The organism is Burkholderia gladioli (genome assembly GCF_000959725.1).
Lineage (GTDB): Bacteria > Pseudomonadota > Gammaproteobacteria > Burkholderiales > Burkholderiaceae > Burkholderia > Burkholderia gladioli.
The window spans coordinates 2,279,322-2,304,709 of sequence record NZ_CP009322.1; the positions used below are offsets into that span (position 1 = coordinate 2,279,322).

General features: G+C 69.5%; 22 protein-coding genes, 3 tRNA genes and 1 pseudogene. 21 read left to right on the forward strand and 5 right to left on the reverse strand.

Annotated features, from left to right (window positions below):
• Window positions 1-146 precede the first annotated feature (146 nt).
• The 3 genes from BM43_RS10145 to BM43_RS10155 all read left to right on the forward strand — a co-directional run bounded on the left by BM43_RS10145 (window position 147) and on the right by BM43_RS10155 (window position 2,155).
• Window positions 147-779, forward strand: a complete 633-nt coding sequence (locus BM43_RS10145; protein ID WP_017919138.1) for a helix-turn-helix transcriptional regulator — start codon at window positions 147-149, stop codon at window positions 777-779.
• A 199-nt stretch (window positions 780-978) separates the two neighbouring features.
• Window positions 979-1,428, forward strand: a complete 450-nt coding sequence (locus tag BM43_RS10150) for a response regulator (protein ID WP_036036793.1) — start codon at window positions 979-981, stop codon at window positions 1,426-1,428.
• Window positions 1,391-2,155, forward strand: coding sequence for a helix-turn-helix domain-containing protein (locus BM43_RS10155; RefSeq protein WP_017919139.1), 765 nt, complete (start codon window positions 1,391-1,393; stop codon window positions 2,153-2,155). The genes BM43_RS10150 and BM43_RS10155 overlap by 38 nt, the downstream gene beginning before the upstream one ends.
• Before the next feature lie 129 nt (window positions 2,156-2,284).
• Here BM43_RS10155 and BM43_RS10160 read toward each other — a convergent pair whose 3' ends face one another.
• Window positions 2,285-2,986, reverse strand: a complete 702-nt coding sequence (locus tag BM43_RS10160; protein ID WP_025101499.1) for a TetR/AcrR family transcriptional regulator — start codon at window positions 2,984-2,986, stop codon at window positions 2,285-2,287.
• 87 nt (window positions 2,987-3,073) lie between these two features.
• Between BM43_RS10160 and BM43_RS10165 the strand changes: the two genes are divergently transcribed.
• From BM43_RS10165 to BM43_RS10180, 4 genes are all read left to right on the forward strand, one after another.
• Window positions 3,074-3,982 (forward strand): SDR family NAD(P)-dependent oxidoreductase, encoded by a 909-nt coding sequence (locus BM43_RS10165; protein WP_036055671.1) that lies wholly within the window; start codon window positions 3,074-3,076, stop codon window positions 3,980-3,982.
• On the forward strand, window positions 3,979-5,589 hold the full coding sequence (locus BM43_RS10170; RefSeq protein WP_036055670.1) for a flavin-containing monooxygenase: 1,611 nt from the start codon (window positions 3,979-3,981) through the stop codon (window positions 5,587-5,589). Before BM43_RS10165 ends, BM43_RS10170 begins: the two co-directional genes overlap by 4 nt.
• 18 nt (window positions 5,590-5,607) lie before the next feature.
• On the forward strand, window positions 5,608-6,582 hold the full coding sequence (locus tag BM43_RS10175) for an alpha/beta fold hydrolase (protein WP_013691020.1): 975 nt from the start codon (window positions 5,608-5,610) through the stop codon (window positions 6,580-6,582).
• A gap of 246 nt (window positions 6,583-6,828) precedes the next feature.
• Entirely contained in the window at window positions 6,829-7,251 is a 423-nt protein-coding gene (locus tag BM43_RS10180) for a hypothetical protein (RefSeq protein WP_036055669.1), read from the forward strand.
• A gap of 37 nt (window positions 7,252-7,288) precedes the next feature.
• Here BM43_RS10180 and BM43_RS10185 read toward each other — a convergent pair whose 3' ends face one another.
• Entirely contained in the window at window positions 7,289-8,497 is a 1,209-nt protein-coding gene (locus BM43_RS10185) for an aspartate aminotransferase type Ic (protein ID WP_036057170.1), read from the reverse strand.
• Between the two features lie 179 nt (window positions 8,498-8,676).
• Here BM43_RS10185 and BM43_RS10190 point away from each other — a divergent pair, with 179 nt between their 5' ends.
• The 7 genes from BM43_RS10190 to BM43_RS10225 all read left to right on the forward strand — a co-directional run bounded on the left by BM43_RS10190 (window position 8,677) and on the right by BM43_RS10225 (window position 17,981).
• Complete coding sequence (locus BM43_RS10190) at window positions 8,677-9,528, forward strand: LysR substrate-binding domain-containing protein (RefSeq protein ID WP_036055668.1); 852 nt, start codon at window positions 8,677-8,679, stop codon at window positions 9,526-9,528.
• 311 nt (window positions 9,529-9,839) lie between these two features.
• The gene (locus BM43_RS10195) at window positions 9,840-11,369 is read left to right on the forward strand and encodes a sensor domain-containing diguanylate cyclase (protein ID WP_036055667.1); all 1,530 of its coding nucleotides are present in this window, start codon (window positions 9,840-9,842) and stop codon (window positions 11,367-11,369) included.
• Between the two features lie 103 nt (window positions 11,370-11,472).
• Window positions 11,473-11,937, forward strand: a complete 465-nt coding sequence (locus tag BM43_RS10200; RefSeq protein ID WP_036055666.1) for a zinc-finger-containing protein — start codon at window positions 11,473-11,475, stop codon at window positions 11,935-11,937.
• A 239-nt stretch (window positions 11,938-12,176) separates the two neighbouring features.
• Window positions 12,177-12,554, forward strand: a complete 378-nt coding sequence (locus BM43_RS10205; RefSeq protein WP_036055665.1) for a hypothetical protein — start codon at window positions 12,177-12,179, stop codon at window positions 12,552-12,554.
• Between the two features lie 309 nt (window positions 12,555-12,863).
• Window positions 12,864-14,276, forward strand: a complete 1,413-nt coding sequence (gene otsA, locus BM43_RS10210; RefSeq protein ID WP_013691027.1) for an alpha,alpha-trehalose-phosphate synthase (UDP-forming) — start codon at window positions 12,864-12,866, stop codon at window positions 14,274-14,276.
• Between the two features lie 258 nt (window positions 14,277-14,534).
• On the forward strand, window positions 14,535-16,526 hold the full coding sequence (locus tag BM43_RS38565) for a collagen-like triple helix repeat-containing protein (protein WP_080941767.1): 1,992 nt from the start codon (window positions 14,535-14,537) through the stop codon (window positions 16,524-16,526).
• Between the two features lie 180 nt (window positions 16,527-16,706).
• The gene (locus tag BM43_RS10225) at window positions 16,707-17,981 is read left to right on the forward strand and encodes an isoprenylcysteine carboxylmethyltransferase family protein (RefSeq protein ID WP_036055663.1); all 1,275 of its coding nucleotides are present in this window, start codon (window positions 16,707-16,709) and stop codon (window positions 17,979-17,981) included.
• A 51-nt stretch (window positions 17,982-18,032) separates the two neighbouring features.
• On the opposite strand, the gene BM43_RS10230 is transcribed toward BM43_RS10225, so the two are convergent.
• The gene (locus BM43_RS10230; RefSeq protein ID WP_088555594.1) at window positions 18,033-18,818 is read right to left on the reverse strand and encodes a sulfite exporter TauE/SafE family protein; all 786 of its coding nucleotides are present in this window, start codon (window positions 18,816-18,818) and stop codon (window positions 18,033-18,035) included.
• A gap of 227 nt (window positions 18,819-19,045) precedes the next feature.
• On the opposite strand from BM43_RS10230, the gene BM43_RS10235 reads away from it, so the two are divergent.
• Entirely contained in the window at window positions 19,046-20,389 is a 1,344-nt protein-coding gene (locus BM43_RS10235; protein ID WP_036055662.1) for an aminotransferase-like domain-containing protein, read from the forward strand.
• Between the two features lie 62 nt (window positions 20,390-20,451).
• A pseudogene (locus BM43_RS38570) lies at window positions 20,452-20,734 on the forward strand (hypothetical protein); the annotation flags it as partial.
• Between the two features lie 88 nt (window positions 20,735-20,822).
• Here BM43_RS38570 and BM43_RS10245 read toward each other — a convergent pair.
• Window positions 20,823-21,341 (reverse strand): DoxX family protein, encoded by a 519-nt coding sequence (locus BM43_RS10245; protein WP_080742262.1) that lies wholly within the window; start codon window positions 21,339-21,341, stop codon window positions 20,823-20,825.
• Between the two features lie 105 nt (window positions 21,342-21,446).
• On the reverse strand, window positions 21,447-22,172 hold the full coding sequence (locus BM43_RS10250; RefSeq protein WP_036055660.1) for a pirin family protein: 726 nt from the start codon (window positions 22,170-22,172) through the stop codon (window positions 21,447-21,449).
• A 149-nt stretch (window positions 22,173-22,321) separates the two neighbouring features.
• Between BM43_RS10250 and BM43_RS10255 the strand changes: the two genes are divergently transcribed.
• The 5 genes from BM43_RS10255 (at window position 22,322) to BM43_RS10275 (ending at window position 25,328) form a co-directional block, all read left to right on the forward strand.
• On the forward strand, window positions 22,322-23,281 hold the full coding sequence (locus BM43_RS10255; protein ID WP_013691038.1) for a LysR family transcriptional regulator: 960 nt from the start codon (window positions 22,322-22,324) through the stop codon (window positions 23,279-23,281).
• Window positions 23,282-23,401: 120 nt separating this feature from the next.
• Window positions 23,402-23,478, forward strand: a tRNA-Val gene (locus BM43_RS10260).
• A gap of 151 nt (window positions 23,479-23,629) precedes the next feature.
• Window positions 23,630-23,706: transfer RNA gene (locus tag BM43_RS10265), tRNA-Val, on the forward strand.
• Window positions 23,707-23,808: 102 nt separating this feature from the next.
• A tRNA-Val gene (locus tag BM43_RS10270) sits at window positions 23,809-23,885 on the forward strand.
• A 201-nt stretch (window positions 23,886-24,086) separates the two neighbouring features.
• Window positions 24,087-25,328 carry an MFS transporter gene (locus BM43_RS10275; RefSeq protein WP_036057167.1) on the forward strand — a complete coding sequence of 414 codons (1,242 nt, stop codon included), beginning with the start codon at window positions 24,087-24,089 and terminating at the stop codon, window positions 25,326-25,328.
• The last annotated feature ends 60 nt before the right edge of the window (window positions 25,329-25,388 follow it).

Below are 25,388 nucleotides of genomic sequence, written 5' to 3' on the forward strand. Positions count from 1 at the left end.
GAAGTGGCCGGCCGCCGGCTTCGACGGGCCGCGGGCCAGTCCCCGGGCGGGCGACGCGCGGATCGGCCGGCCCGGGTGGATCGCTTTGCGCAATGCCGGGGGGCGCGTGGTTACAATACCGTCGAATCCCGGATAAATCGTCCAATATGACCCGCAAGTCCTCCCCGTCGGAACAGGCATCGCTGATCGAGCAGGTCCGCAACATCGCGCAAGGACTCGGCGAGATGTTCGCGCCCTTCACCGAGGTGGTGGTCCACGACCTGCGCACGCCCGCCAACTCGATCATCGCGATCCACAACAACCTGTCGGGCCGCGCGGTGGGCGACCCGACCACCGAACTCGGGCTCGCGCGCATCGCCGACGACGACTATCCCTCGGTGCTCGCCAACTACGCCAACCGCTTCCCCGACGGGCGCACCGCCAAAAGCACCTCGATCGGCATCAAGGACGCCAACGGCCACTACGTGGCCGCGCTGTGCCTGAACGTCGACGTCACGCTGTTCCGCGGCATCCAGGGGCTCCTGAACCAGTTCTGCCAGATCGGCCCCGACAGCGTCGGCGAGACGCTCGACCCCGCCAATGCCGAGGCGATCCGCGAGCGCATCGACCGCTTCGCGATGACGCTCGCCACCACGCCGCGCTCGCTGAAGACCGAGCAGCGCCGCGCGCTGATGCAGGAACTGAAGGACGACGGCTACCTGGAGGTGCGGCGCGCGATGGAGATCATCGCCCAGCACCTGGGCGTGTCGCGCGCCACCGTCTACAACGACGCGAAGTGAGGCCCCCCGGCGAGGGCCAATCGCGGGACGATCGGCGCGATCGTTGCGGCGGGCCCGGCATTCAAGGGCCGGCGACTTTCCGATCGTTCAGCGATTCGTCATACCTGTAGGAATCGGCCTACAGCTTTCAGCGAATCACCTACCGGCTTTTCATCTGACGCCGATTTCGCGGCGCCGGCCCGGCTGCAATACTTGCCGCATGGACGCCACCCTCCTCCGTGTTTATGTCGTCGAGCCGGCCGCCGCGATACGCCGGCGCGTCGCCGCCTTGCTGGAGCCGCTCGCCGGCGTGGCGGTGGTCGGCGAGTCGGAGGACCACGCCATGGCCTTCGCCGGCATCGTCTCGAGCCACGCCGACGTGGCCGTGATCGAGCTGCGCCTGCCTTCGGGCAGCGGGCTCGAACTGCTCGGCGCGCTGGCCCGCTTCGCGCCGCAGGTGATCACGGTGATCCTGACCAACCTGTCCGCGCCGGCCTTCCGTGCCGCCAGCCACAAGGCCGGCGCGCACTACTTCTTCGACAAGACCATCGAGTTCGAGCTGGCGTGCCACACCATCGACGCGCTGGCCCGAGCCCGTGCACGTCGCCCTCAACCTGTCCAACGAGCCCACTATGCCGACTGCCACGACGCCCGCTACGATCGCCCATGACGTGCCGCCGCCCGCGGCCGTCCCGTTCGACGCGCCGAAACAGCCCGGCGCGCGCTGCTCGAATTGCGCCACGCGCAACGTCTGCATGCCCTCGGCGCTCACCCATGCCGAGTACCGGCGCCTGGACGCGCTGATCTGCACCACGCGCCAGGTCAAGCGCGGCGACGCGCTGTTCCATGCCGAGGATCCCTTCACCAGCCTCTACGCGGTGCGCAGCGGCTCGTTCAAGACCGTGGTGATGCATCGCGACGGCCGCGAGCAGGTCACCGGCTTCCAGATCACCGGCGAGACGCTCGGCCTGGACGGCGTCTGCGAGGGCGTCCACCACTGCGACGCGATCGCGCTAGAGGACAGCACCGTGTGCGTCATCCCGTTCGCCCAGCTCGAGGCGGCCTGCCGCGAGATGCGGCTGCTGCAGCAGCACGTGCACCAGTTGCTGGCGGGCGAGATCGTGCGCGAGTCGCGCGCCATGATGCTGCTCGGCACCATGACGGCCGAGCAGCGCGTGGCCTCGTTCCTGCTGAACCTGTCGGCGCGCTTCAAGGCGCGCGGGTATTCGCCGGCCGAGTTCAACCTGCGCATGACGCGCGAGGAGATCGGCTGCTACCTGGGGATGACGCTGGAGACGGTCAGCCGCATGCTGTCGAAGTTCCAGCGCAACGGGCTGATCGATTCGCGCGGCCGGCAGATCCGCATCAACGACGCGCAGGGGCTGGTGCAGGTCTGACGGCGGGCGCGGTTTGGGGTGTTTGAACCGCCGCTTGGGCCGCTTGAACCGTTTGAGCCTCCATCGTCTTCCGAGCGGGCCGGCGCGCCCGCCGGCCCTTCCTCTCGCCCCGCGCGCGCCTTCCCCGCCTCAGCCCGCCTGGCCGTCGGCCTGCGCGACACCCTCCCGCTGCGCATCGAACCTCGCCAGCGTGCCGAGCAGCACGTGCCGGCAATTGCGCACCATGCGCGCCTCGGGATCGCGATAGCCGGTCAGCAGCCAGGCCGCGCCGACATTGGTCATCGCGCCGACCAGCGCGAGCCCGGTCAGCCGCGCGTCGGCGCGCTGCTCCGGATCCTCGGGATCGGTCACGCGCGCCACCGAGACGATCTGCCGGCCGAATTCGAGCAGGTTGCGCTGGTAGGTCATGTCGGTTTCCGCGCTCACGCCCATCACCTCCAGCAGCAGCACGCGCGCCGCGCAGGTATCGCGCAGGAAGGCGAAGAACGCGCCCAGCCCGGCATCGACTCGCGCCTCCAGCCCCGCCTCGCCGGCCTCCGCCAGCGCCGCGCCGACGGCCGCGCGCAGGCGCTCGGCATGGTGCTGGTAGGTGGCCTGCAGCAGCGCGTCGGTGCCGGCGAAGGCCGCGTAGAAATAACGGTCGTTCAGCTTCGCCTCCTGGCAGAGCGCGCGCACCGTGGTCTTGCGAAAGCCCAGCGTGCCGAACAGGCGCGTTCCGGCCCCGATCAGCGCCTCGCGCCGTTCCGCGGCCCGCGCCTCGGCCGCCACGCCGCCATAAGGGCGCCCCTTCCGGCGAGTTTCGAGTGTTTTCTCCATTCCGCTATTTGACATCGCTCAATGGCATGATTAAATTGGTGACGCTCAACACCACATTTAAGCCTCGATTCGACAGCCCGGCAAGCCCCGTGAGGAGATGCGATGAAGAATTTCACGAACAAAGTGGCCGCGATCACCGGCGCCGGCTCCGGCATGGGACGCAGCCTGGCCGTGGAGCTTGCCCGTCGCGGCTGCGATCTCGCCCTGAGCGACATCAATGAAATCGCGCTCGCGCAAACCGTCTCGCTATGCAACGCGCAGGGCGTGCGCGTCACCGCGCAGCGCCTGGACGTGGCCTCGCGCGAGGCGGTGTTCGCCTGGGCCAGCGCCACCCGCGAGGCGCATGGCCGGATCAACCTGATCTTCAACAATGCCGGCGTGTCGCTGACCGCGCCGGCCGAGTCGGTGAAGATCGAGGATTTCGAGTGGCTGATGGGCATCAACTTCTGGGGCGTGGTGCATGGTACCCAGGCCTTCCTGCCCTACCTGCTCGAATCGGGCGACGGCCACGTGATCAATACCTCCAGCCTGTTCGGGCTGATCGCGATGCCAACCCAGAGCACCTACAACGCCAGCAAGTTCGCGGTGCGCGGCTTCACCGAATCGCTGCGCATGGAGCTGGAGATCGAGGGCGCGCCGGTCAGCGCGACCTGCGTGCATCCGGGCGGGGTGGCCACCAATATCGTCAACGCCTCGCGCATCGACGAGAAGATCCTCGCGCTGACCGGCCAGGACGTGGAAGCGCATCGCCGCTCCGCCAACAAGCTGATCAACGCCACCAGCGCCGACGAGGCCGCGCGCCAGATCCTCGCCGGCGTCGAGCGCAATGCGCGCCGCGTGCTGGTGGGCGCCGACGCGCGCCGCCTGGACCGCCTCGCGCGCCTGTTCGGCTCGGCCTACCAGGTCTTCGTGCTGCGTTTCGTGCGCCAGTCGCGCCAGCGCAACTTCCAGCGCCACGGCTCGGGCCGGGCGAATCCCGCTTCGTCGACCACCACCAGGGACGCCGCATGAACACCACCACCGGCTGGCAGCCGTCCGCGACGGCCAACCCGGGCGCCGCCCGCCCCACCACGAGTTCCACCGCCGCCCGCGCCGCCGGCGAGGGCGAGGCGCAGGCCGGCACCGAGCTCGACGTGCTGATCGTCGGCGCCGGGCTGTCCGGCGTGGGCGCCGCCTGGCACCTGCGCGAACGCTGCCCCTGGGCGAGCTTCGCGATCCTGGAGAGCCGCGCCAGCCTGGGCGGCACCTGGGACCTGTTCCGCTACCCCGGCGTGCGCTCGGATTCCGACATGTTCACGCTCGGCTACAGCTTCCGCCCCTGGCACAGCGACAACGCGATCTCGGAAGGCGCGGCGATCCTCGACTACATCCGCGACACCGCGCGCGAATCCGGTATCGATCGCGAGATCCGCTACCGGCACCGCGTGACCGGCGCGAACTGGGATTCGGCCAGCGCGCGCTGGAGCGTCGATGTGCTGCGCGGCGAGGGCGACGAGCAGCAGGCGCTGCGCTTCACCTGCCGCTTCCTCTACATGTGCAGCGGTTACTACGACTACGAGAACGGCCACGCGCCGAGCTGGCCCGGGATGGACCAGTACCACGGCCGCATCGTCCATCCGCAGCACTGGCCGCAGGATCTCGACTACCGCGGCAAGCGCGTGGTGGTGATCGGCAGCGGCGCGACCGCCGTCACCCTGGTGCCCTCGATGGCACGCGAGGCCGCCCACGTGACCATGCTGCAGCGCTCGCCCACCTACATCGTCTCGCTGCCGGCACGCGACAAGCTGGCGATGCGGCTGCGCCGCTGGCTGCCGGCCGGGCTCGCGCACCGCCTGGTGCGCACCAAGAACGTGCTGCTGACGATGTACCTGTATCGCCTCTCGCGGCGCCGCCCGGAAGCCACCAAGCGCTTCATCCTGAACGCCGCGAGCCGCCAGCTCGGCCCCGACTTCGACATCGCCCGGCACCTGACGCCGCGCTACCAGCCCTGGGACCAGCGCCTCTGCCTGGTGCCGAACGGCGACCTGTTCAAGTCGATCCGGGCCGGCCAGGCCTCGATCGTCACCGACGAGATCGAGCGCTTCACGCCCGGCGGCCTGCAGTTGAAGAGCGGCCAGACGCTGGAGGCCGACGTGGTGGTGACCGCCACCGGGCTCAAGGTGCGCATGCTCGGCGGCGCCGCGGTGAAGGTCGACGGCCGCCCGGTCGAGTTCGGCGAGGCCGTCTCCTACAAGGGCATGATGGCCAGCGGCGTGCCGAACCTGGCCACCTCGTTCGGCTACACCAATGCGTCCTGGACGCTCAAGGCCGAGCTGATCACGCTCTACGTCTGCCGGCTGCTGAACCACATGCGCGCGCACGGCTACGACAGCTGCACGCCGACGCTCGACGATCCGGCCATGTCGCGCATGCCGGCGGTCGACCTGAGCTCGGGGTATATTCAGCGGGCCGCGGCCCTGCTGCCGAAGCAGGGCCTGCGCAATCCCTGGAAGTCGCACCAGAACTACGCGCGCGACCTCGCGCTGCTGCGCTTCGGCTCGCTGACCGACCCGGAAATGCGCTTCGCGCGCCGCCCGGCCGCGCCGGCCGCCGCGCGCGCCACGTCCGAATCCCTCTAACGAGACAAGGGGAATGCCGTGATCGCTCAACTGATCGCCATCGTCGTCGCCATCTACGTCGTGCTGTTCGGCTTCACGCAGTTCACCGCCTACCAGGTGCGGCGCCGCTTCCCGCCCGAGGGCAAGTTCGTCGACATCGACGGCGACCGCCTGCACTACGTCGACTACGGCAGCGGCCCGCCGATCGTGATGGTGCACGGCCTGTGCGGCCAGCTTCGCAACTTCGCCTATCTCGAGCTGCCGCGCCTGGCGCAATCGCACCGCGTGATCGTGGTCGACCGCGCCGGCTCCGGCCGCTCGACGCGCGGCCCGGGCTCGCAGGCCAACGTCTATGCCCAGGCGCGCACCATCGCGCGCTTCATCGCCACGCTCGGGCTCGAGAAGCCGTTGCTGGTGGGGCACTCGCTGGGCGGCGCGATCGCGCTCGCGGTCGGTCTCGACCATCCCGACAGCGTGAGCCGGATCGCGCTGATCGCGCCGCTCACGCATACCGAGACCGAGCCGCCCGCCGCCTTCAAGGGCCTGGCGCTGCGCTGGCCGCTGCTGCGCCGCTTCGCCTCGCTGACGATGGGCATCCCGGTGATGATCCTGCAAAGCCGCAAGGCGATCGACGCGATCTTCGCGCCCGAGCCGGTGCCGCGCGACTTCCCGATCAAGGGCGGTGGGCTGATGGGGCTGCGTCCCGAGGCGTTCTACGCAGCCTCATCGGACCTGGTGGCCGCGCCCGAGGACCTGCCCGAGATGGAACGCCGCTACCCGACGCTGGGCGTGCCGGTCAGCGTGCTGTATGGCCGCCAGGACGCGATCCTCAGCTACCGCAAGCACGGCGAGGCCTTGAAGCAGAAACTGCCGGGTATCGAGCTGACGCTGGTGGAAGGCGGGCACATGCTGCCCGTGACGCAGCCGGTGCAAACCACCGACTGGATTCGCGAGGTGGCGGCGCAGGCGGCCGAGCCGGCGGCGCCCGTGGCACGGGCCGCGGCGGGACGCTGAGCCGCATCGACATGGCAAGGCGGCGAGTTCCGCCGGGGCCGTGCGCGCCACACTGATCCGGTCGAACCTCGCCGCCGACCCGGGCGCTCGCGCACCCGGGCCTGCCACTTCATGGAACACCGCCGGCCGGCGGTTTATTCCATCGCGCGGGCCAATCCCCGCCCGCTTCCCATCCCCGCCTCGCGAACGCCCGGCGCGCGATCCGATTACAATCGCGCACTTCGAACCGTCACCGGGATTCGCACCATGAAGCCTCTGATCGCATCGGCCCTGACAGCGGCCTTCTCCGTGGCCCTGAGCCTGACCGCCACGGCCGCGCTGGCCGATACCCCCGACGGCGGCGGCGCGGCCAGCCAGCCGAGCCAGCCCTGCGCGATCGGCATGGCCAACGGCGTGGCCGGCACCACGGCGAGCCTGCGCGAATACCTGTCGCTGCCGGAGCGGGACCGCTTCCGCTACCTGATGGACAACCAGCTCAGTTGCAAGATCTCCGACGAGGGCCGCGCCTCGGGCTGCGCCGGCCTGACCAACCTGCGGCGCGATCGCGTCAGCGTCTACGACGACAGCGACAGCACGGTGACCACCGTGGTCGCGCGCGTCGATCTCGACCAGGGCACCTTCCCGGTGATGGTCGACCTGCCCAAGGCCAATCTCAAGTGCGAGCGCTGAGCGCGCGCCCGATTGCACGCGACGCCCGCCAGCGGGCTCAATCGATTTCCAGCGCGCGCCGCACCGACACCGCGATCGCATCGGCGGCCAGCCGCACCTCGTCGAGCGAGGGGAAGGACGGCGCGATCCTCAGGTAGCTGTCGTCGGGATCCTCGCGATACGGGAACACCGCGCCGGCCGGCGTCAGCACCAGACCGGCCTCGCCCGCCAGCGCGACCACGCGCTTCGCCTGGCCCGGCGGCAAGGCCAGGCCGATGAAGTAGCCGCCTTCGGGCCGGCTCCAGCTCACCCCCGCCAGGCCGCCGAGCCGTGCGGCCAGCCCTTCCTGCACCGCATCGAACTTCGGCCGCAGGAGCGCGCGATGGCCGTCCATCAGCGACTCCAGGCCCGCGCGATCGCGCAGCGCATGCACGTGCCGCAGTTGGTTGAGCTTGTCCGGGCCGATCGAGCGCGCCCCCGCGTGACGCGCCCACCAGTCGAGATTGCGCGTCGAGGAGGCCAGGAAGGCCACGCCGGCGCCGCCGAAGGTCACCTTCGACAGCGAGGCGAACACGAAGGCGCGATCGGGATGGCCGGCCGCCGCGCAGGCCGCCAGCAGGTTCGGCGTGGCGTGCCGGGTCTCGCCCAGGTGATGGAAGCGGTAGGCGTCGTCCCAGACCAGCCGGAAATCGGGCGCCGCGGCGGGCATCGCCGCCAGCCGGTTCACCGTGCTCGCCGAGTAGATCGCCCCGCTCGGGTTGCTGTAGAGCGGCACGCACCAGATGCCGCGAATCGAGGCGTCGTCGCGCACCAGCGCCTCGACGATATCCATGTCGGGGCCGTCCTCGCGCATCGGTACCGCGATCATGCGGATCCCGAGCGTCTCGCAGATCGTGAAGTGGCGGTCGTAGCCCGGCACCGGGCACAGCATCGCCACCTCCTGGCCGCGCCACGGCGCGCCGCCCGGCAGGCCGTGCAGCGTCGCGAAGGCGAGCACGTCGTGCATCAGTTCCAGGCTCGAATTGCCGGCCGCCACCACCTGCTCCGGCTCGACCTCGAGCAGCGCCGCGCCGAACTCGCGCGCTTCCGGCAGGCCCAGCCCGAAGCCGTAGTTGCGGCAATCGGCGCCGTCGCGCGCGAGATATCCGGGGTCGCCGGCCTCGGCGAACCGGCGCGTGGCCAGGTCGAGCTGGGCCGGCGCGGGCTTGCCTCGCGACATGTCGAGGCGCAGCCCGCGCTGCCGGAATTCGTCGTAGTTCGAGAACATCGCTTGCATCTCCCCGCCGCGTCGCGCGGCATCGCGTGTGATGGAACGGCCGGCTGTCGAATCGCGTTCGATCCTGTCTCGATCGGGTCGCTTCGACGACATGACGCCCAGTATGCGCAGCGGTCAGCCATCAGACAAACGCGTTATATTGAAGCTTTCGTTCAGTTTTTCTGAAGACAATGAAATCCCTCGATCTCGACGTGCTGGCGATGGTGGTGGCGGTGGCCGATGGCGGCAGCTTCGTGCGCGGCGCGGCCCGCGTGCATCGTTCGCAATCGGCGCTGAGCATGCAGATCCGCGCGCTGGAGCAGTCGCTCGGCAAGCTGCTGTTCGTACGCGGCGCGCGCAACGTGGTGCCGACGCCCGACGGCGAGACCCTGGTCGCCTACGCGCGGCGCCTGCTGGCGCTGCGCGACGAGGCCTGGGCCGCGATCGTCCATCCCGAGGTCAAGGGGCGCGTGACGATCGGCGTGCCCGACGACTACGCCTCCTCGCTGCTGCCGCCGGTGCTGCGCAAGTTCTCGGCACGCTACCCGAAGGTCGAGATCCAGGTGGTCGGCCTGCCGAGCCGGGCACTCGCGCCGCTGCTCAAGGACAACCGCATCGACCTGGCCTGCGTGACGCGCATGCGCGGCCTGAACGGCGCCTTCGTGCGCGCCGAGCCGATGGTCTGGGCCGGGCCGCCCGGCGGCGGCCCGGTATGGGACGAGCGCCCGCTGCCGGTGGCGCTGTTCGGCACCGGCAGCGTCGCGCGCGCCAACGCGATCCGCGCGCTGGAGGCGGCCGGCATCGCGTTTCGCACTTCCTACGAAAGCCCGAGCCTGATGGGCCTGTTCAGCATGGTCGAGGCCGGGCTCGCGATCGCGCCGTTGGCGCGCTGCGCGGTGCCGGCGCATTTCTCGCAGCAGGGGCCCGCGCACGGCCTACCGGCGCTGCCCGATCTCGACATCGTGCTGGCGCGCAGCGCGCGCTCGAACCGCCCGCCCTGCGATTTCCTGGCCGACCAGTTGCTGTCCGAGCTCAGTATCTGAGCTGCCGGACAGACGAAAGCCTGCGGCCGAAGCCGCACGCGGAAACGCGAATTCCCGTCGCCGGGCGCGAAGCCCTGTGCCGCGCGCCGGCGCGGGTTTCATTTCGTGCGCATCGATGCTGCATCGCATCAGGCGCACGCCTGTCGCTCTCTCGCCACTTAAATCGCCGATGCCTCGCGCACGCGCCTGATTTGCTCCGATAATCAGGCTGGATGCGCGCCGGGCCGGATGCGCGCTGGCCCGGCGCAGGCCGGCCGCAACCTGCCTCGCGAAGCGCCGTTATCGTTCGTTCCGTCGCACCCGCCCACCTCATGCCCGATCGCCTGTCCGAATCGCCGCGCCGTGCCTGGAAGCTGCCCGCGGCACGCTTGCTGACGCCGCCCGGCGTGCTGGTCGCGGGCGCGCTGCTGCTGGTGTTCTTCTGGGCGCTCAGCGCGCTGGTGCTCTACCAGTCGCGCTCGGACGCCTACCAGCGCGCGGCCGGCAATTCGCGCAACCTGGTGCTGGTGCTGGAGCGCGACATCGCCCGCAGCATCGAGCAGTACGATCTCTCGCTGCAGGCCGTGGTCGACGGCATGCGCCAGCCGGCGGTGATGGCCCTGCCGCCGCACCTGCGCAACCTGGTGCTGTTCGACCGCGCCACCACCGGCCGCTACCTGGGCACCATCTACGTGGTCGACGCCGAGGGCCGGGTGGTGATCGACTCGCGAGCCGATACGCCGCCGCAAGCCAACCTCGCCACCCGCGAGGACATCGCGATCCATCGCAGCCAGCCCCGGCTGGGGCTGTTCATCAGCAGGCCCTACGTCTCGCCGCTGCACGGCGGCCAGCCGATGCTGACGCTGTCGCGCCGCATCGACAATCCCGACGGCTCGTTCGGCGGCGTGGTGGTGGGCGCGCTGAGCGTCGACTACTTCCGTGCGCTGCTCGACGGCCTGCAGGTGGGGCCGCACGGCTCGGCCGCGGTGCTCGGCACCAACGGCGCGCTGATCACGCGGCTGCCCTACGATCCGTCCATGGTGGGCCGAGACGTCAGCCGCTCCACCGTGTTCCTCGACGCGATGCACCATTCCGAGGGCGCCGTGGCCGGCCTCGCCTCGCTCGACGGCACGCGTCGGCTCTACGTCTACAAGCGCCTGCCGACCCTGCCGATCATCGTCGACGTGGCGCCCGCCGAACGCGACATCTACCTGGAATGGCGACATCGCGCGGAACGGCTCGGCGCGATCGTGCTGGTGTTCTCGCTGGTGGTGGCGGCCGGCTCGGTGCTGCTCTCGAACGAGTTGCGGCGGCGCCAGCGCGCCGAGGAACAACTGCGCCGGCTGGTGCGCACCGACGCGCTGACCGGCCTCGGCAACCGGCGCTCGTTCGATACCACGCTGCATGTGGAATGGTTGCGCACGCAACGGACTGGCCGGCCGCTGTCGCTGCTGTTCGTCGATATCGACCAATTCAAGGCCTATAACGACCATTACGGCCACCCGGCCGGCGACGAGGTGCTGCGCGAGGTCGGCCGGGTGCTGACGCGCTGCGCGCAACGCCCCTCGGACGACGTCGCGCGCTACGGCGGCGAGGAATTCGTGGTCACGCTACCCGATACCGATGCGCGGGGCGCCGCCCAGTTCGGCGAGCGCGTGCGCCGCTCGATCTACGATCTCGCGATTCCGCACGCGGCCAGCCATTACGGCCGCGTCACGGTCAGCATCGGCATCGTCACCTCGGGCGAGGCGGCGGCATCCAGCGACGCCGCCTTCGTGAACCTGGCCGACACCGCGCTCTATCACGCGAAAACCGCCGGTCGCAACCGGATCTGCGACCCGCAAGGCGTGGTGCTGGCCTAGCCGGGCCACCGCGCCCGGTTTGGGCATTCGATTGGGACATCCGGCGGGCCGCCGTATACTGTGGCCTGCTCCCACTCCGATCTCGCTCGCCGATCCCCAGCCCATGCGCGTTGGCCGTCCCGTTCCCGCCCTGCCTCAACCCGTCTGCGACTATTGCGGCGAGAAGGCATTGCTCGCGCGCTTCGGCGATGCCGCCTACCCGTATCGCGACGAGCACGGCGAACTGTGGGTCTGCCCGCCCTGCGACGCCTGGATCGGCATCTTCCCGCGCAGCCGCCGCCACGTGCCGCTCGGCCGGCTGGCCAATGCCGAGCTGCGCCAGGCGAAATCGGACCTGCACACGGCGCTCGAGCCGCTGGTGGCCGCCAAGATGCGCCGCGACGGCTGCAATGCCTTCGAGGCGCGCGCCAAGGGGATACGCTGGCTGGCCACGCAGCTCGGCCAGGATCCGGCCACCACCCTCCACGGCTTCGATCTCGAGATCTGCCGCGCCGCGATCGCCCTGGTCAGGGAGTTCCTGGCGAACCGCCAGCGCGGCGAGGCGGCGGATCCGGTCGACGGCGGCTAGCAGGCGCGGGCGTCGAGCGATCGGCGCCGGAAAGTCGACTGGACTGGATACGTTTCAGGCACGCCAATTGCTCCATTGATTGCTGCAGCGAATCAATTTCCCCTTGGCAGGCACCTCGCATCCGGCCGCCAACCGCGATTGCCGCTTCTTTGCTGCGCCCGCCCATATTTTTGCAAGACGTTTACGCGGCGGCGCGTACCTTGAGGCTGTGTTCGTAACCGCGGCTCTCCGCCGACATCATGCCTGCTACCCGCAACGCCACGTCCACCACCGCCCAGACCACCGGCCGACAGGCCCGCCCGATCGTCTCGATCGGCCCGGCACGAGCGCGCCAGACGCGCTCGTCGATCTCGCTGGGCACGCCGCTCGCCCGCGACAGCGCCCCGCGCGTGCTGCTGCCCGTCACGCTCGAGGGCAGCGCCGACTATCTCTGCGCGCAACGCCGCGCGCTGCTGCGCTCGCCGCTCGGCGTCTACGTCTCGCATATCGACGCGCATCGCGCCCGCATGGCGGTCTGGTTCGACCTGGCGCGCGCCGATGTCAGCTTCGCGATCCACACCCTGCTCACCACCGTCCCCGACGCCACGCTCGGCTGCCTGCGCCCGCGCCTGTCCTGAACGCATGTCTTATTGATGGTGTACGCTGGGCCCGTTCCTCTTCCGGCAACGGCCCGGCGTCCCGCGCAAGGCTGCTGCCCGCGTGCCGGGGGCTCGCCCGCCGACGTGCATCGGCGGCCCGCGCCGGAATGCATCGTCGTCTCGTCCCGTCCGATCCGCCTCGCGAGGCCTGTATCGGCCAGTGCCCCCGGCTCGCGCCGGCGCCCTGCCCGATGCCTGCTGCCCGTCCAGCGCGCCGCCCGCCGGCGCGGTGCACGCCGTGGCGGCGGATCGCGTCCTCATCCGCATCGTCATCACCAGGAGGTATCCGTGAGCCGTCTCATCGTCGTATCGAACCGGACAGCAGACCCGGACAACGAAGCCGCCGGCGGCCTGGCCGTCGCGCTCAACGACAGCCTGCAGCAGCGCGGCGGCATCTGGTTCGGCTGGAGCGGCAAGCTCGCCGAGGCCGACAGCGATCCCGGCCACCAGGAGGTGCAGGTTCGCGAATACGGCAACATGGAACTTGCCACCATCGACCTCTCGCAGCGCGACTACGACGCCTACTACCTCGGCTATTCGAACAACGTGCTCTGGCCGGTGTTCCACTACCGGCTCGACCTGGCCAACTTCGACGTGCAGTTCAGCGAGGGCTATCGCCGCGTGAACCGCCTGTTCGCGCGCAAGCTGATGCCCCTGCTCAAGCCCGACGACGTGATCTGGGTGCACGACTACCACCTGATCCCGCTGGCCACCGAGCTGCGCGCCCAGGGCTGCCGCAACCGGATCGGCTTCTTCCTGCACATTCCCGTGCCGCCGCCGCAGATCATGGCCGCGATCCCCGAGCACGAATGGCTGATGCGCTCGCTGTTCGCCTACGACCTGGTGGGCTTCCAGGCGCATACCGACGTCACCCACTTCGTGCGCTACGCGGAAGCCGAGGCCAACGCGCAATTCATCGACGGCGAACGGCTGCGCGCCTTCGACCGCACCATCCGGGTGGGCACCTTCCCGATCGGCATCGACGTGGACGGCTTCGCGCAGATGGCCAGCGACGACGACGGCCTCAACATCTACGAGCAGATGCGCGACGAGTATTCGCGCCGCAAGCTGCTGCTCGGCGTGGACCGTCTCGATTACTCGAAGGGCCTGCCGCAGCGCGTGCAGGCGTTCCGCGAGATGCTCGACCGCTACCCGGAGATGCGCCAGAGCGCGACGCTGATCCAGATCGCCGCGCCGAGCCGCGAGGACGTCGACGCCTACGATCACCTGCGCCAGGAGATGGATACGCTGTGCGGCTCGCTCAACGGCGACTACGGCGAACTCGACTGGATGCCGGTGCGCTACATCCACCGCAGCCTGGACCGCAGCTCGCTGCCGGGGCTGTACCGCGCGAGCCGGGTGGCGCTGGTCACGCCGCTGCGCGACGGCATGAACCTGGTGGCCAAGGAATTCATCGCCGCGCAGGACGGCAAGGACCCCGGCGTGCTGGTGCTGTCGCGCTTCGCCGGTGCAGCCGAGCAGTTGACCGACGCGCTGCTGGTCAATCCCTACGACATCCAGGGCACCGCGCGCGCGATCCAGGCAGCCCTGACCATGCCGCTGGACGAGCGGGTGCGGCGCCACACGGCCCTGCTCGCCGAGATCCGCAAGCACGACGTGCACTGGTGGACCACCGGCTTCCTCGGCGCGCTCGACGACGCGCCGATACCGCCCACGCGCCGGCCGGCCGGGCTGGTCTGAGGATCCGATGAAGCCGGGGCGGCGCCGCGCGTCACGCCCCCGGCTCGTTACGGCAGCTTGCCCGGCGTTACGTAGCACCACGCGGAACATCGGGCTCGCCGCGTTAACAATTGCGGCGCGGTTTCGCGCATTGCGCTCGCTTTCCCTGGATTGTTCGCAGGAAATTTCACGAAGCCAACGCTCCACGCATGATGGATATGCGTGGTCCGGATTTTGCAGCAAGCCCCTCCAGAACAACATTTTTTCTGTGAGGATGCTATGCGCGCGCTATTCAAGAAATCCGCGATCACCGTCGGCGTGTCGTCGCTGCTCGCGTTGCAGGGTTGCGGCGGGACCGACGCACTGACCACGCCGCCGGGCGGCAATCTCGGTATCGCGACCTCGGGTACCTCGGGCGGCTCGTCGGGGACCTCAGGTACGTCGGGTGGATCGTCGGGGACTTCGGGCGGCGGGTCGTCGGGGACTTCGGGTAGCTCGGGCACCTCCGGCACTTCGGGCACCTCCGGTACTTCGGGCACTTCCGGTACCTCGGGCACCTCCGGTACTTCGGGCACCTCCGGCACTTCGGGCACGTCTGGTACCTCGGGCACCTCCGGCACTTCGGGCACTTCGGGCACTTCGGGTACCTCCGGTACCTCAGGCACCTCCGGTACTTCGGGCACGTCTGGTACCTCGGGCACCTCCGGCACTTCGGGCACCTCCGGCACTTCGGGCACCTCCGGCACTTCGGGCACTTCGGGCACTTCGGGCACTTCGGGCACTTCGGGCACTTCGGGCACTTCGGGCACTTCGGGCACTTCGGGTACCTCCGGTACCTCAGGCACCTCCGGTACTTCGGGCACGTCTGGTACCTCGGGTACCTCCGGTACCTCAGGCACCTCCGGTACTTCGGGCACGTCTGGTACCTCGGGCACCTCCGGCACTTCGGGCACCTCCGGTACTTCCGGTACTTCCGGTACTTCCGGTACTTCCGGTACTTCCGGTACCTCGGGCACCTCGGGCACCGGCACCAGCCCGCTCGGCACCATCATCAACCAGCTCGGCAACATCGTCACCGCCACCGGCAAGACCGTCGCCGACGGCGGCACGCAGGTCGCCAGCAGCGGCATCCCGATCGTCAGCACGGGCACCACCACCGGCATCGGCAACGCGGTCAACAGCCTCGGCAACGGCATCGTCTCGCTCGGCAACGGCCTGGGCGCCGGCCTCGGCCAGATCGGCACCTCGTCGAACCCGCTCGGGCCGACGCTGAGCTCGGCGGCCAACCTGGTGTCGAACGTGGCCAACTCGGTGCAGTCGCTCGGCGGCGCCGTGTCGAGCCTCGGCAGCGGCCCGCTCGCGCCGCTCGCCCCGCTCACGCAGACGCTCGGCACCGTGGTGAACTCGCTCGGCGGCGTGGTCGGCAACGTCGGCACGGGCCTCGGCACCGTGCTCGGCAGCGCCCCGGTCCAGCAGATCGAGACGGGCGTCAGCTCGCTGGTCAACCCGATCACCAATGCCGTCACCAACGTCACGCAGACGGTCGGCTCGGCCACCGGCCTGGGCGCGCCTGTCAACAGCCTGCTCGGCACCATCGGCGCGGGCCTGGGCAGCGCCGGCGCGGCGATCTCGAATGCCACCGGCAACCCGGTCGGCAAGGATCTCGGCAACGTGGTCACCCAGCTCGGCAACACCGTCTCGAGCACCGGCGGCCTGCTGACCGGCTCGACCACCAACCCGCTCGCCCCGCTGCTGAACCTGACCGGTTCGCTGGGCCTGAACCTGGGCCTGGGTGCCACCATCGGCGGCGGCTCGAGCAGCGGCAGCAGCACCTCGGGCTCGGCCTCGTCGGGCACCTCGGGCACCAGCACCGCCGGCCTCGGCGCCCTGCTCACCCCGGTCACCAATCTGATCGGCGGCCTGACGGGCAGCGTCGGCGGCGGCGCCAACGGCGGCGCATCGGCCGGCCTGGGCGGCCTGCTCGCGCCGGTCACCAACCTGGTGGGCGGCCTGACCGGCGGTCTGGCAGGTGGCGCGCAAGGATCGATCGGCTCGAACGGCGCGGCCGCCGGCGTGACCGGCACCGTGTCGGGCGCGGTGGGCACGGTCGCCAACGCGACCGGCTCCGTGACCGGCGCCGTGTCGGGCGCGGCCAACGGCGTGACGGGTTCGCTGTCCGGTTCGAGCACCGCCTCCGGCGGCACCTCGGCGGGCCTGCTTTCGCCGGTGACCAACCTGCTGGGCGGCCTGCTCGGCGGCGGCAAGAAGTAAGGCGGCAAACCCGGCGGCGGGAACATCCGCCGCCGGTATCCAGGCCGCGCCGTGGCGGCAGGCGTCGACACACGGCGGCAGACAGCAACACGCAACAAGCAGCAGAAATACGGCGGCCGGGCACCTATACTCCAACAGCCCGGCCGACCGATCACAAGATGTCATCACACGAGGAATGACATGAACTCGACCATCGATAGTCTCTCCGACGTCGGGGCCCGGCCACCCCGTTCCGCCACCCCCTTCACGGTCGGCCTGGCCGGCATCGCCGCGGCGCTGGCCGTGCTGTGGTTCTCGCGCGACGGCAGCCTGCTGAGCGGCGCCGGCCGAGGCTTCGCGGCCTGCTTCGCGATCATCGTGGTGGTGGCCAGCTACGAGCTGTTCGTGGCGCGCGCCTACCTGCGCCCCAGCGCCGGCCTCGCCGCCGAGGCGATACGCCCGATGAGCTTCGCGCGCGTGGCGATGCGGCTGGCAGGGCTCGGCTCGATCTACGCCGGCATCGCCTTCATCTACTGGCTGCTGCCCGAATACCACGGCGACTTCTACAAGCCGTTCTGGAGCCTCTGCGCGATGCTCGCGCCGTACTTCGCGGTCGGCGCGCCGCTCTACTTCGCCTGGATGGACGCGCGCCAGCGCGAGGTCGACGACACCTACCTGTGCTGGGCCCGCTTCGTGTTCCGCGGGCAGAAGCCGGAAAGCTGGTCGAGCGTGCGCGAGATGCTGGCCGGCTGGGGCGTGAAGGCCTTCTTCCTGCCGCTGATGTTCGTCTACGTGTCGAGCAACGCCGACCACCTGACCGCCTCGCTGACGGCCCTGCAGAGCGCGCCCTACTCGCTGGCGACCTTCCGCTTCCTGTACGAGCTGGCCTTCACCATGGACCTGCTGTTCGGCTCGGTCGGTTATCTCTGCACCTTCCGCATCCTCGACAGCCACGTGCGCACCGTCGAGCCCACCGCGCTAGGCTGGCTGGTCGCGCTGGTCTGCTACCAGCCGTTCTGGTCGCTGATCTCGGATCGCTACATCCGCTACGAAGGCACGCTGTTCTGGGACAACTGGCTGGCCGGCGTGCCGCTGATCCAGTGCCTGTGGGGCGCGGTGATCATCGCCCTGGTGCTCTGCTACGCGCTCTCGACGATCTCGTTCGGCCTGCGCTTCTCGAACCTGACCAACCGCGGCATCATCACCTCGGGCCCGTATCGCTTCACCAAGCACCCGGCCTACCTGACCAAGAACCTGTCGTACTGGATGATCTCGGTGCCCTTCGTCGGCGCGCTGGGCTGGCAGGTCGCGCTCGCGCACTGCGCGGCGCTGCTGGCCGTCAACTGCATCTACTTCATGCGGGCCAAAACCGAGGAACGCCACCTGATGCGCGATCCCGAGTATCGCGCCTACGCCGCGTGGATCGCGCAGCACGGCTTGTTCGCGAGAATCCGGCAAGTGTTCGGGCAGGGTTGAACGCCCGGGGCGGGCAATGCGCCTTGTCCGCCCGACGCCGCCGGCTCCCGCTCATGCCAGGTAGCCCGATACGCCATCCCACAGCAGCTTGAGCGCCGTCACCACCAGCAGGCCGTAGCAGGCGCGGTAGATCCTGCCCTGATCGAGCGCGCCGTGCAGCCGCCAGCCCGCCACCACGCCCGCGGGTATCGCGAACAGGCAAATCCCCATCAGCAGCCAGACGCCGGCACCCGGCTTCACCAACCAGAGCCATGGCACGGCCTTGGCCGCGTTGCCGACGGTGAAGAACAGGCTGGTGGTCCCCGCATAGACCTCCTTGCTCAGGCCGAGCGGCAGCAGGTACATCGCCAGCGGCGGTCCGCCCGAGTGAGCCACCATGGTGGTAATCCCCGATGCCAGGCCGGCCGAGACCGCCTTGAGCCGAGACCGCGGCCGCGGCGACGGCCGCGCGCCCGTCATGAACCACAGCCCGACGAAACCCAGCGTGACGACGGCCATCATGATCTCGATCGCGTGATGGTCGAGCAGGCGAAACGACAGGAAGCCACCGGCAATGCCGACCACCAGCCCCGGCAGCAGCAGCGCGAGGTCCGGCTTGGACCAGGTCGAGGGCTTCCAGTAACGCAGCGCGAACAAGTCCATCGCGATGAACAGCGGCGCCAGTAGGCCGCCGGCCGTGACCGGGTCCATGACGAAGGACAACAGAGGAATGCCGACGATCGCGAATCCCCCGCCGAAGGCCCCTTTCATGAACGAAATCAGGAACACGCCGACGAAGGCGATCACGATCGTCGTCAGCGTCAGTTCCAGGCCCGCCGAGGCAGCCGAGGCCATCATGATCGCCTCGCGGAAAAGCAGCCTTCTCGGTCCGCCGCGACGGCACCGGCGATCGGGTCGCGCGAGGGGCGCGATCGAGTCGCGATCGCGAAGACGGCATGAATAGGAATCGGACAAACGTGCAGCATGATGCAGCTCCAGGACGGCTCCCGATACAATCGGGCAATGCGCTCAGAATGACCCGATGCAAAACTCAGCGCAATCAAAACATTGCCCTCGGTGCAATCATGTCGAAATCCGAATACCTGAAGCTGGCTGACGCCATCGCCGCCGAGATCGCCGACGGCACCCTCAAACCCGGTGACCGCCTGCCGCCCCAACGTGACTTTGCCGACCAACGCGGCATCGCGGCCTCCACCGCGAGCCGGGTTTATGCCGAACTCCTGCGCCGCGCGCTGGTGGTCGGCGAGGTCGGACGCGGTACCTTCGTCTCGGGCCAGTCACGGCGTGGCGTCGGCGCGCCGGGCGAGCCACGCGGCGTGCGCATCGACCTCGAGTTCAACTATCCGTTGCTGGCCGAGCAGCCGGCATTGATCGCGCGCAGCCTGAGCGGCCTCGAAACGCCAGCCGAACTCGAGCTCGCCTTGCGCCCGGCAACCAGCATCGGCACCGCGGAAGTTCGCGCCGCGGCTGCCGCCTGCCTGTCGCGCGACGGATGGCGCCCGAACGCCGAGCACTTCGTGTTCACCGGCAACGGTCGGCAGGGCATCGCCGCCGCGGTCACCGCCGTGGTACCGGCGGGTGGGCGCTGCGGCGTGGAAGCGCTGACCTACCCGTTCATCAAGGGCATTGCCGCGCGGCTCGGCATGTCGCTGGTCCCGCTCGCGATGGACCGCGAAGGCGTGTTGCCCGACGCGGTACAGAAGGCGCATCGCGATGGCGGCCTGTCGGCCATCTACATCCAGCCGGCGATCCACAATCCGCTCGGCATGACCATGAGCGCGGCGCGCCGTGCCGACCTGCTGCGCGTGGTCGAGAAGCTCGACATTCCCGTCATCGAGGATCACGTCTATGGTTTCCTCGACGACGCGCCACCGCTGGCCGTGCTTGCGCCGGATCGCTGCATCGTGATCGACAGCCTGTCGAAGAAAATCGCGCCGGGCCTGACGCTCGGTTTCGTGGTGGTGCCGCCGCGGCTGCGCGAAACGGTGATGGCCTCGGTGCGTTCCGGCGGCTGGACCGCGAGCGGCTACGCCTTCGCCGCCGCACGGCGCCTGATGATCGATGGCACCGTCGCGGAACTGGCCCGGCGCAAGCGGGTCGATGCGCAAGTACGTCAGCGGCTGGCCGCCGAGCGGCTGGGCGGCTTCGATATCCAGGCCAACGGCAACAGCTATCACTTGTGGTTGACGCTACCGGCGCAATGGCGCTCGCAGACGCTGATCGCCGCCGCCGCGCGACGTGACATCGGGCTCACGCCCTCGAGCACCTTCGCGGTCGCGCCGGGCCATGCGCCGAACGCCGTCAGGCTCGCGTTGGCGGCACCAGCGCTCGATCAGCTCGAGCTCGGGCTGAGCACGCTGGCCACCCTGCTGCAAGGCGCCGACGACGATTTCGATTCGACCGAGTGAAGGCCGGCTGCCCAGCCGGACCAGCCCGCCTCGTCATCCGGCTCGCGGCGACGGTCCTCTGGCGGGGTCCGCGCGTCTGGCGGTTCGCCAGTCCCCTCGATCATCTTCGACGGCTTCACCGCGCTGTCGCTGTGGATCCCGGCATACCTGACCGGCGAATACGGCATGACCCAGGTGGCCGCCTCGGCCTTCGAAGCCGGCGTCTCACTGTCGGACTCGCTGCCGCGAGCGGTGCGCACCACCTGCTTCATGTTCCTGTACGGCATCGTCTGGGTCTCGCTGATCCTGATCTACCTGTCCGAGGTGCGCAGGGCGCCGACGGTCGACGCAGCGGCGGCCCGCTGAATCGGACCCGGCCACGCCGCACGCAGGCAGAAAAAAACGCCCGCTCGTCCATCGAGCAGGCGTTTTGCCTTGACGAACCCTCAGCGCCTCAGTGGCGGTCGATCGAGAACCGCCCCGGACCCGAGACGGCCAGCACCAGCAGGCCGCCCACGATGCTGATGTTCTTGTAGAAATTGATCAGGTTGACGTACTGTTCGGCGCCCGTCATGGTCCAGTAGTGATGGCCGACGAAGGCGGTGCCGAGCGTGTAGAGCGCCAGCAGCAGCGCCACCGGCCGCGTGTAGAAGCCGACCACGATCAGCAGCCCGGCCACCAGCTCCATCACCACCGCGATCACCGCCGCCAGCATCGGCGCGGGCACGCCGGTCGAGCCCATGTAGGCGACCGTGCCGGAGAAGCCCATCAGCTTCTGCCAGCCGAACATCACGAACAACACCATCATCAGCACGCGTGCCGCCAGCAGCACGCCGTCCCTTTGCTTGTCGAGAGAGAGGTAACGCATGGTCGAGATCCTTGTGAAATATTGAAATCCTGAGATCGACGATGACCGGCGCCGCGCCGGCGGCCAGGACGCGCGAACCGCCGGGCGGCGCGCGCGCTGGTTCATCATCGACTGATAAGTCATGCAAATCAACAACGGGATGATGCGCGATCGGGCGGGTGCCGGCCGCTCGTCTCGCGGGACGCGCGGCCGGCACCGTCGAGGCGTCGCTCAGGCCCAGTCAGCCGTCACCTCGACGGGACGCAGGTCGAACACCAGCACCTCGGCATCCTGGCCATTCGCGAAGCTCAGCGCCTGCTCGGCCCGAATCCGCGCGCCGTCGCCCTCGCCGAGCCGGCGGCCGTTGAGCTCGACGCTGCCGCGGGCGACGTGCACGTAGGCAAAACGATCGGCCGGCAGCGTGATGCTGGCGCTTTCGTCACCGTCGAACAGCCCGGCGTAGATCCGCGTGTCCTGGCGGATCGCCAGCGAGCCCTGCGCGCCGTCGGGCGAGACCACCAGGCGCAGCTTGCCGCGCTTCTCCCCGGCGGGGATGTTGGCCTGCTGGTAGCGCGGCTGCGCGCCCTTCTCCGCCGGGCCGACCCAGATCTGCAGGAAGTGCACCCGCTCGTCCTTCGAGTGGTTGAACTCGCTGTGCGCCACGCCGGTTCCGGCGCTCATCAGCTGCACGTCGCCGGGCACGATCACCGAGCCGGTGCCCATCGAGTCCTTGTGTTCGAGCGCGCCTTCCAGCACGTAGGACATGATCTCCATGTCGCGGTGCGGATGCGTGCCGAAACCACGGCCCGGGGCGACGCGATCGTCGTTGATCACCAACAGGTCCGAGAAGCCGACCTGCTGCGGGTCGTAGTAGTTCGCGAACGAGAAGCTGTGGCGGGAACTGAGCCAGCCATGTTCGGCACGGCCGCGGGCGTCTGCGTTTCTGACTTCGATCATGATGAGTTCTCCGGTGGATCGCGCCGCGCCACTGCGGTGCGGCGTCGATCGATGGGATGAATCTTAGGTCAACCATCCTGATAGATAAATCGCATATGAGATAATCATCGTCCTGTTTTAGTGGACAATCGACCGGGAACCGCCCTGCCATGCAACTCGACGACCTGCGCATCTTCCTCGCCACGGTGGACGCCGGCAGCTTCACCGGCGCCGCCGACAAGCTGCTGCTGTCGAAACAGTTCGTCAGCCGGCGCATGGCCGCGCTCGAGGCCGCGCTGCACGTGCGCCTGCTGAACCGCAACACGCGCAAGCTGGCCGTCACCGAATCGGGGCAGGCCTTCTACCTGCATGCGCAGCGCATCCTGGCCGAGGTCGCGCAGGCCGAGGAGGCGATGTCGGCACGCCGCACCGAGCTGCACGGTTCGCTGAAGATCAGCGCGCCGATGTCCTTCGGCATGAGCCACCTGTCGCCGCTGCTGGCCGAATTCCTGGCCGCGCATCCGGCGGTGCGGCTCGAGGTGGAGTTGAGCGACCGCCGCGTCGACCTGATCGGCGAGGGTTTCGACCTGGCGCTGCGGATCGGGCAACTGGCCGATTCGACGCTGGTGGCGCGCACGCTCGGCACGCTGCGCATGATCGCCTGCTGCAGCCCCGCCTATCGGCGATCGCATGGCGAGCCGACCGCGCCGGCCGAGCTGCATCGCCATGCCTGCCTGCTCTATGGACAGGAGAGCCGCGACGGCTGGGAATTCGAAACGCCGGAAGGGCGGCGCGCCTATGCCGTGCAGGGGCCGCTGATCGCCAACAACGGCGACGTGGTGCGCGATGCGGCGATCGCCGGGCTCGGCGTCGCGCTGCTGCCGCAATTCATCGTCGGCCCGGCGATCGCGAGCGGCGCGCTGGTGACGATCCTCGCCGCGCATGCCACGCCGCCGCTGCGGCTCAGCGCGGTGTATCCGCAGCACCGGCAGGGATCGACGGCAATCCGCACCTTGTTCGCGTTCCTGGAGGAACGGCTGGTGGCCTCGCTCGAGGCCGCGCCCTCGGCGGCGGTACCGGCCAAGGCCAAGGTCACCGCCGGCGCCGCATCGACCCGGCGCAAACGCTGAACATGGTGGCGGTGCAGGACGCGAAAACAGGCGCCGCGCGATGCCCGCACGCGGCTCGCGATAGCGACGCGATCCGGCGCTTGCAACATCGGGCGAGCCTCTCTATAATTCGCGCCTCGCAGGCTCGTAGCTCAGTTGGTTAGAGCACCACCTTGACATGGTGGGGGTCGTTGGTTCGAATCCAATCGAGCCTACCAACGCATCCGACATGGACGGCAAGCGCCGCGCTCCAGGTGAACGCGGAACACGCTAGCCGTCCATTGTCTTTTCGGCGCTCCGCTCGTCACGGATCGCCGCGGCAGCAAGCAGCAACCCAAGCAGTATCGCCGCGCATCACGCGGGGCACATAGGCTCGTAGCTCAGTTGGTTAGAGCACCACCTTGACATGGTGGGGGTCGTTGGTTCGAATCCAATCGAGCCTACCAACGCATCCGGCATGGACGGCAGGCGCCGCGTGTTCAAGCGAACATCCCGCGTTTCCCGGCTGGCCACCCAGGCAGCACCGCCGCGCATCACGCAAGGCACACAGGCTCGTAGCTCAGTTGGTTAGAGCACCACCTTGACATGGTGGGGGTCGTTGGTTCGAATCCAATCGAGCCTACCAACGCATCCGACATGGACGGCAAGCGCCGCGCTTCTCTCGAACGCGGGCCCGCTTGACCGTCCATCGTCATTTCAGCGCCGGCCCCGCACGCGGCCATCGCCGCGCCGATTCCGCGAGCGCGCGCGAACTCATCTACACTTGCCGTTTTTCGACGCGCCGCCGCCGCGGCCGCCCTCGCACCACGCCGATCGCCCATCGCCCATGCCCGCGCCTTCCGATTCGTCCGGCCCTTCTCCCGCCGTCTCCCGCCCTTCCACCTTCCAGCGCTTCTGGAGCGCGCGCGTGCTGTCGTCGATCTCGTTCCAGATGCTATCGGTGGCGATCGGCTGGCACATCTACACGCTGACCCAGAGCGCCTACGCGCTGGGCCTGGTCGGGCTCGCGCAGTTCCTGCCGATGTTCGTGCTGACCCTGGTGGCCGGCCATGTCGCCGACCGCTACGACCGGCGCCGCGTGGTGGCCGTCTGCCAGTCGCTGCTGGCGCTCGCCTCGGCGGTGTTCCTGGCCGGCACGCTCGGCGGCTGGCTCAACGCGCCGGCGATCTACGCGCTGGCGGCCTGCCTGGGCGCCGCGCGCGCCTTCGAGAACCCCACCGTGGCCTCGCTGCTGCCGGCCGTGGTGCCGCGCGCCGAGCTGCCGCGCGCCACCGCGCTGTCGACCTCGGCGACCCAGACCGCGCTGATCATCGGCCCGGCGGCCGGCGGCGTGCTGTACGGGCTGGGGCCGCAGGTGGTCTACCTGCTCGGGATCGCCTGCTTCGGCTGCGCGGCCTGCCTGATGGGCTCGCTCAAGCTGAGCAGCAAACCCGTTGCGCGCGCACCCGTCACGCTCGAATCGGTGTTCTCGGGCATCGCCTTCATCCGTCGCGAACCGGCCATCCTCGGCGCGCTCTCGCTCGACCTGTTCGCGGTGCTGTTCGGCGGCGCGGTCTCGCTGCTGCCGATCTATGCGCGCGACTTCCTGCACACCGGGCCCTGGGGGCTAGGGCTGCTGCGCTCGGCGCCGGCGATCGGCGCGCTGGCCGGCACGCTGTGGTTCGCGCGCTTCCCGATGCGCAAGCGCCCCGGCATGGCGATGTTCCTCGGCGTGATCGTGTTCGGCCTGGCCACCCTGGTGTTCGGCCTGTCGACCTGGCTGCCGCTGTCGCTGCTGGCGCTGGCCACGCTCGGCGCGGCCGACGTGATCAGCGTGGTGGTGCGCTCCTCGCTGGTGCAGCTGCGCACGCCCGACGAGATGCTGGGCCGCGTGAGCGCCGTCAATGCGCTGTTCATCGGCACCTCGAACCAGCTCGGCGAATTCGAATCGGGCATCACCGCGGGCTGGTGGGGCGCGCAGCCGGCGGTGCTGATCGGCGGCGCCTGCACCATCGCGGTGGCCCTGCTGTGGATGCGGCTGTTCCCCTCGCTGCGCACCATGCGCTCGCTCGAGGCCGAGCGCAAGTAGGCGAGCCCGGCAAGCCTTGCCGGCAGCGGTTGCCGGCGGCGCACACCGCAGGCATCATCG